The sequence below is a fragment of the Nitrospirota bacterium genome (assembly GCA_016195565.1).
In the GTDB taxonomy this organism is placed as follows: domain Bacteria; phylum Nitrospirota; class Thermodesulfovibrionia; order Thermodesulfovibrionales; family UBA1546; genus UBA1546.
Genome location: JACPZK010000012.1, coordinates 1 through 6521 on the forward strand (window position 1 = coordinate 1; position 6521 = coordinate 6521).

Annotated in this window: 7 protein-coding genes and 1 rRNA gene; 5 read left to right on the forward strand and 3 right to left on the reverse strand. The window is 41.3% G+C overall.

All coding sequences use genetic code 11. The annotated features are described in order from the left end of the window. Positions 1 to 160 precede the first annotated feature (160 nt). Positions 161 to 685: a hypothetical protein gene (locus HY035_04940; GenBank protein ID MBI3377736.1), complete on the forward strand. Its 525-nt coding sequence runs from the start codon at positions 161 to 163 to the stop codon at positions 683 to 685. 159 nt (positions 686 to 844) lie between these two features. Here HY035_04940 and HY035_04945 read toward each other — a convergent pair whose 3' ends face one another. The 3 genes from HY035_04945 to trpC all read right to left on the reverse strand — a co-directional run bounded on the left by HY035_04945 (position 845) and on the right by trpC (position 2349). Continuing rightward, positions 845 to 1234 carry a PIN domain-containing protein gene (locus tag HY035_04945; GenBank protein ID MBI3377737.1) on the reverse strand — a complete coding sequence of 130 codons (390 nt, stop codon included), beginning with the start codon at positions 1232 to 1234 and terminating at the stop codon, positions 845 to 847. A 7-nt stretch (positions 1235 to 1241) separates the two neighbouring features. Then, positions 1242 to 1457, reverse strand: coding sequence for a hypothetical protein (locus HY035_04950; protein ID MBI3377738.1), 216 nt, complete (start codon positions 1455 to 1457; stop codon positions 1242 to 1244). Between the two features lie 106 nt (positions 1458 to 1563). Further along, positions 1564 to 2349: an indole-3-glycerol phosphate synthase TrpC gene (gene trpC / locus HY035_04955; GenBank protein MBI3377739.1), complete on the reverse strand. Its 786-nt coding sequence runs from the start codon at positions 2347 to 2349 to the stop codon at positions 1564 to 1566. 112 nt (positions 2350 to 2461) lie between these two features. On the opposite strand from trpC, the gene HY035_04960 reads away from it, so the two are divergent. The 4 genes from HY035_04960 to HY035_04975 form a co-directional block, all read left to right on the forward strand. Further along, positions 2462 to 3448: a potassium channel protein gene (locus tag HY035_04960; GenBank protein MBI3377740.1), complete on the forward strand. Its 987-nt coding sequence runs from the start codon at positions 2462 to 2464 to the stop codon at positions 3446 to 3448. 11 nt (positions 3449 to 3459) lie between these two features. After that, positions 3460 to 5028, forward strand: coding sequence for a murein biosynthesis integral membrane protein MurJ (gene murJ, locus HY035_04965; protein MBI3377741.1), 1569 nt, complete (start codon positions 3460 to 3462; stop codon positions 5026 to 5028). Between the two features lie 4 nt (positions 5029 to 5032). Continuing rightward, a complete protein-coding gene (locus HY035_04970; GenBank protein ID MBI3377742.1) occupies positions 5033 to 5656 on the forward strand; it encodes an MBL fold metallo-hydrolase in 624 nt (207 codons plus the stop codon). A 345-nt stretch (positions 5657 to 6001) separates the two neighbouring features. Continuing rightward, positions 6002 to 6521: ribosomal RNA gene (locus HY035_04975) — 16S ribosomal RNA — on the forward strand; the annotation flags it as partial.

Genomic DNA, 6521 nt, shown 5'->3' on the forward strand with positions numbered 1-6521 from the left:
CCTACAGGATAAAATACAATACCTATAGGCCGCATGAGGCGCTGGGATATGATATCCCGGCTAATTATTATAAACTTGAAAATCTGGTGGGACTAACTTTAAACTCGAAATAGTTGTTCCGAAAAAGTCGAGCAGGACATTAGTAATAGTATCATCTTTAATGATGTTAGGTTCGACTTGTAACAAAGGGATTACAAACCCCTTAGAACCAGACCCGTATGCACAAATTGAGGTTTACTCAACTAAAACTGGAATAACGTTTAATTCATTGCATAATTTTGGGGAGGTCTTGGTAGGAACAGAAGTATTTCATCAGTTTGGGATTGTGAATAAGGGGTGGGGAGGAGTAGACTTGAAATACATCCTATGGCTTGACGCTACTTCACCTTCTTCTGCCCCATTTTCTTTAAGTGCACAGGACAATACAAAACCTTGTTCGTCCAGCACAATAGTGTCTGCTTCACCACTCACACCAATTACACTCAAACCAAGTACACTCAAAGAAATCTGCTTCTTTAATGTAGTATATAAACCTAATCATGAAGGAACTCACATGGCTAGAATAACTATCTTTTCCAATGATCCTAATCACCAAGAAGAATATATATGGGTGAAGGGATATGGATATTATAAAGATAAAGGAGAGCCTATAAAAAATGTTCCCTGGCCTGAACCTGCACCGTAAGCCTCCCCATTAGGTAGACAAGAAAAACATAGGGACGCTTCCCGTATTATTTTTTTGTGGTGATGTAAGAAAAATAACAAAAGGGAGAGAACAAAAAAGGTTGTTCTATTAAATCCCCCAATACTTACAAGAGCGAAAAGTGATGAGGACTGGCAGGAATTACCAGATTGTTTTCAGATAAGGAAAATTCCGAAGAGTTTCATCCTTGGTGATTATAGGAAGATTAAGAAATCTTGCAGTTGATGCGATTATCTTGTCATGCAGTTCAGGAATATCTTTCAGTTCAATCATCTCTTTGAGAACGGGATAATCAAGCGGGATTATAACTAAGTTTTCGCTCTCATTTATTTTTCTGAACAGCTTTCTAAAATCGAAAGAAACGCGCTTTTTGTCAAAAATGCTTAAAGCTTCTGCTATGACAATTGAGGGGATAAAGATGACATTTTCTCCGAGTTCGCATTTTTCAAAAATATCAGATGCGTTTGAGCTTATTTTAGGGCTGTCTATGAACCACCAGAGAAGAGGATGAGTGTCTGTGACAAAGTTCACAGGAGTTTTAAATCCCTATTTTACTGTAAAGGGATTTCTTTGCAGCGGAAATGTCCTTATCCGTAATGTCGACACCTTTGAGAATGCCCTTGAGTGATATAGTTTTTCTGCCGGTTGGAATCAGCTTTTTAAGGACTGATAGTTTTAAATTCGTGACCTCTTTCTCAATCGTCACTATTTTATGTAGCATGTCAACTGTGCTTTTTGCTGTTGCCTGTTTCATGGTTGTGATATCCTTTTTTTAAAGAATCTTATAGTGAAAGGTATCACATAAAAACCTTTTTTGTCAAACTTATAAGTATGATTTAACATCCTGCTGTAAGATAGGCTCAGGAACCGAAAAGTTCCTCTATCTTCTTCCCTATATCCTTTGCCTCCATGAATGAAGTGCCGATTAATACGGTGTCAATGCCTGCTGATTCAAGGCGCAATATGTCATCGCGGGTTTTAATTCCGCTTTCGCTGACGACGATTTTATCGGATGGGATTTCTTTTTTGATTATGTATGTGGTATTAAGGTCAATTTTTAAGGTCTTCAGATCTCTGTTATTAATGCCGATTATATCTGCATTTACTGAAAGCGCAGTCTCAAGTTCTTTCAAATCATGGACTTCAAAAAGCACTGATAACCCGAGTTCTCTTGCGAGATGAAGATATTCTTCAGCCTGATTTTTACTGAGTATTGCAGCAATTAAAAGTATTGCGTCAGCCTCGTTTGCCCTTGACTCATAAATCTGGTATTCATCAAATATAAAATCTTTTCTGAGGAGTGGTTTCGTTGTTATCTTTTTAACCACTGAGATGAACTCAAGCCTGCCCTGAAAGAAATCCTCTTCTGTGAGCACTGAAATTGCGCCTGCCTGTTTTCTTTCGTAGACAGAGGCTATTTGGATCGGGTCAAAGTCCTCTCTAAGAATACCCTTTGAAGGCGACGCCTTTTTTATCTCGGCAATGAGCTTTATTCTCCCAATATGATTCCGCTTTATTGCGCTTCTGAAATCCCTTGGTTTCCCGGCATCGGCAATCCTTGATTTAATGCCTTTCAAGGGCACGCCGGACTTTGCGATTCCAAGCCTTTCTTTCTTCTTTGAAACTATATCATCTAAAATTCCCATGAAAGGATTTTATAGAAACAGTTGCATATTTTGCAATTCCTTTCTTATAGTTATTCTGGCATAAAGTCAATTTACATGCTTTTTTGGGATGTTTTTTTGCTATAATCCTGAGATGATAAAAAGACTTGTCTTTGCTCTTATACTGCTTGCCATTGTAATTATATCGGGGACAGCCGGGTATGTCCTAATAGAGAGATGGGGGATGCTTGATTCATTGTATATGACGGTCATCACCATAGCTTCTGTAGGCTATATGGAGGTGAACCCCTTATCCCCGAATGGCAGAGTGTTTACCATATTCCTGATTATATTCGGAATGGGTGTTCTCTTATTTGGCATATCGACATTTACCGCTTTTTTGGTTGAGGGAGAGTTGAGCGAAATACTCAGGAGGAGAAAAATGGAAAAGATAATATCAGGATTAAAAGAGCATTATATTGTTTGCGGCATGGGAAGAATAGGAAGGCATATTATTGACGAACTCCATAAAACAAGAAGGCTGTGCGTTGCCATAGACAAAAATGAGGAGGCATGCAGAAGGCTTGCAGAAGAAGGGAAATTATTCATCAAGGGTGATGCAACGAGCAGTTCGGTTTTAAAGTCTGCAAATATCACTCATGCAAAAGGCGTGTTCTGTTCACTGCCTACTGATGCTGAGAATCTTCTTCTAATCCTTACGGCAAGAGGCATTAACCCTTCGTTGAAAATTATTGCAAGGGCTGAAGAAGATGAGTCTGAAGAAAAGATGAGAAGAGCTGGCGCTGACGGAGTAGTCCTGCCTGAGTTCATAGGCGGGCTGAGGATGACATCTGCTATGGTCAGGCCGGAGGCTGTCACATTTCTGGATAAGATGCTGAAGGATCAGGAGAAGGTATACAGGGTTGAAGATATTTTTGTGGATACTGATTCTGTATTTGCAGGCAAGACGCTGAAAATATCGGGCCTTATGGAAAGAAAAGGATTCTCTGTGGTTGCCGTAAGGAAAGGCGACAGGTACATTTTTAATCCGTCTGGCGATGAGAAGATTGAAACAGGAGATGCTGTAATACTAATCGGTGAATCCGAAAGCATCAGAGAGGTTAAAGCGGTCAAGGGATAATAAACAACGGAATGGACGAAAAAAGAAATATAACCAAAGCTGCCGGCATTATGTCCGTGGCCACATTTATCAGCCGTGTCCTCGGCTTTGTTAAAGACATGATCCTTGCAGTTTATTTCGGGGCCACGGGACTTTCAGACACCTTCTTTGTTGCATTCAGGATCCCGAATCTTTTGAGAGAACTTTTTGCAGAGGGCTCAATGTCATCTGCGTTCATACCTGTCCTGACAGAGTATCAGGCTAAGAACGGTAAAGATGAAGCAAAAAGACTTGTAAGGATTACGTTTACTTTTATAATGATATTTGTCGGTTTAATCTGTCTGATCGGAATTATATTTGCTCCCTCAATTGTTACAGCGATAGCTCCGGGTTTTTTAAGTATGCCGGAGAAATTTTCTTTGACTGTTCTTCTCACGCGGGTAATGTTCCCCTTTCTTTTATTCATCAGCCTTGCAGCGCTTATTATGGGCGCATTAAATTCAAGGCGTGTATTCTTTATCCCGGCTTTGGCGCCGGCAATGCTTAATGTTTCGATAATCGTCACAGTTATATCGCTTGCTTCAAAAATGGAACAGCCTATTATCGCAGTTGCAATAGGGGTTGCATTGGGAGGTTTTGTACAGTTTGCTTTTCAGATTCCGTCTTTTTTAAAAAACGGATATAGCCTCAAACCCGAGTATGATTTAAGACACCCGGGGCTTAAGAAAATGTCTATTCTTATGCTTCCCGCAACCATGGGGATGGCTGTTGCGCAGATAAATATTTTTATAAGCACAATCCTTGCGTCATACCTTGCTGCTGGAAGCATCACATATCTATATTATTCGATGCGCCTTGTCCAGTTCCCTGTCGGCATATTCGGGGTTGCTATGGGGATGGCTGTATTGCCAACCTTGTCGGAACATGCACTAAAAGGAGATTATGACAAACTCAGGGATGATTTCTCGTTTGCGCTGAGACTGCTCTTTTTCATAACGATTCCGGCAATGGCAGGGCTGATTGCATTAAGAGAGCCAATTGTCAATATTCTTTTTCAGAGAGGAAAGTTTGATTATGCCGCAACAGTTGGAACTGCTGATGCGCTTCTGTTTTATTCCCTTGGTATATGGGCCATAGTCGGAGTCAGGATTGTGACTGCAAGTTTTTATTCCATGCAGGACACGAAAACGCCGATTAAAATTCTTGTGGTTACAGTAATGACAAATATTATCCTTAGCCTGGCGCTGATGGGGCCGTTAAAACACAGCGGCCTGGCTCTTGCAAATGCCCTTGCGTCAACCGTGAACTTTCTTTTTCTGTTCTATTTTCTGAGAAAAAAACTGGAAAGGCTGGGAGCAAAAAGGATCATTAAATCTTTCTTGAAGATATCTCTTGCCTCGATTGCCATGGGTATCGCAGGCTGGTTTTTACTTCACGGAGAACTCTGGAAAGAAAGCGGCAGGAGCATGGAAAAGGCGGGTTACCTATCGGGTGTTATAATACTGTGCTCTGCGCTTTATTTTTTTATAAGTTATCTGCTTAAAAGTGAAGAATTGGAATATATTGTCGGGTTAGCGAGAAAGAAAATTCAAGAGAGGTGATGGAATGCTCATAAAAAGCCTTGTGGTAGGGCCGCTTGAAGTAAACTGCTTTATCATCGCAGATGATAACACAAGGGAGGCGATGATTATAGATCCCGGAGACGAGCCTGACAGGATAATGGAAATCATAAAAGAAAATAACCTCAAGGTAAAATATATTGTATGCACCCACGCGCACTTTGACCATGTGGGGGCTGTTGCTGACATAAAAGGTGAAACAGGCGCAAAGGTAGTGATTCATAAAGATGAACTTGAGATTTACGAAGGCGCAAAAGATCAGGCTGCATTCTGGGGATATGAACTTGAACCATTGCCTGAGCCGGATATGTTTGTTGGGGAAGGAGATAAATTAGAAATTAGAAATTTAAAATTTGAGATCTTACATACACCGGGGCACAGTCCCGGCGGGATATGCCTTTATGGCGCAGATGTTATATTTACAGGAGATACTTTGTTTGCAGGCTCTGTCGGGAGAACTGATTTTTATGGCGGAGATATGAATGAACTTAAGAAGTCTTTTTTAAGATTGATGTCACTGCCTCAGGACACAAAGGTTTTTGCTGGGCACGGATCTTCATCTACTATAAGGCACGAAAAGACAAACAATTTTTTTAATGGTGAGATATGAAATTAGAACTCATAATAAAGAGCAAAATAAAGAATATACGAGATTTTCGAGGTTAAATGATATTTTTGTGCGTATAATTGATCAAAAACTCCAATTTTTGCCTATATTCTCCTGTTGACTATAATGCCTGAAGTGATAGTATAATAATAGGCTTTAAAGAGAAGGTTCAAAGTAACCCCGATTTAAGCACAAGCGATCTTTGATTTAGAAATAGCTATGCCAATGGGTATGGCTTTTATTCTTCTCTGTTTTACCTTTAAAAATATTAGAGAGGTTAAGATAGGGAGTTTTGTTCTTTGAAAACATAAAAGTAGGCCCCGTTAAAGTTTATTTGGTGTTTAAGTTTTTAATGAGAGTTTGATCCTGGCTCAGAACGAACGCTGGCGGCGTGCCTAACACATGCAAGTCGAACGGAGTCATTTTGAAGTAGCAATACGGATGGATGACTTAGTGGCGCACGGGTGAGTAACACGTAGGTAACCTGCCCTTAAGAGGGGGAAAACCCGCCGAAAGGCGAGCTAATACCGCATAAGACCACGAATTGAGATGTTTGTGGTAAAAGGAGCAATCCACTTAAGGATGGGCCTGCGGCCTATCAGGTAGTTGGTGAGGTAACGGCTCACCAAGCCTAAGACGGGTAGCCGGTCTGAGAGGACGGACGGCCACACTGGGCCTGACACACGGCCCAGACTCCTACGGGAGGCAGCAGTGGGGCATCTTGGGCAATGGGCGCAAGCCTGACCCAGCAACGCCGCGTGGAGGATGAAGCCTTTCGGGGTGTAAACTCCTGTCGGGAGGGACGAATACGGGGGCAACCCTGGGTGACGGTACCTTCTGAGGAAGCCACGGCTAACTCCGTGCCAGC

Excerpts from the sequence above, each read along its gene's own strand:
- HY035_04970 (MBI3377742.1), top strand. The coding sequence starts at position 5,033 with ATGCTCATAAAAAGCCTTGTGGTAGGGCCGCTTGAAGTAAACTGCTTT.
- HY035_04940 (MBI3377736.1), top strand. The coding sequence starts at position 161 with ATGATGTTAGGTTCGACTTGTAACAAAGGGATTACAAACCCCTTAGAA.
- trpC (MBI3377739.1), bottom strand. The coding sequence starts at position 2,349 with ATGGGAATTTTAGATGATATAGTTTCAAAGAAGAAAGAAAGGCTTGGA.
- HY035_04950 (MBI3377738.1), bottom strand. The coding sequence starts at position 1,457 with ATGAAACAGGCAACAGCAAAAAGCACAGTTGACATGCTACATAAAATA.
- HY035_04960 (MBI3377740.1), top strand. The coding sequence starts at position 2,462 with ATGATAAAAAGACTTGTCTTTGCTCTTATACTGCTTGCCATTGTAATT.
- murJ (MBI3377741.1), top strand. The coding sequence starts at position 3,460 with ATGGACGAAAAAAGAAATATAACCAAAGCTGCCGGCATTATGTCCGTG.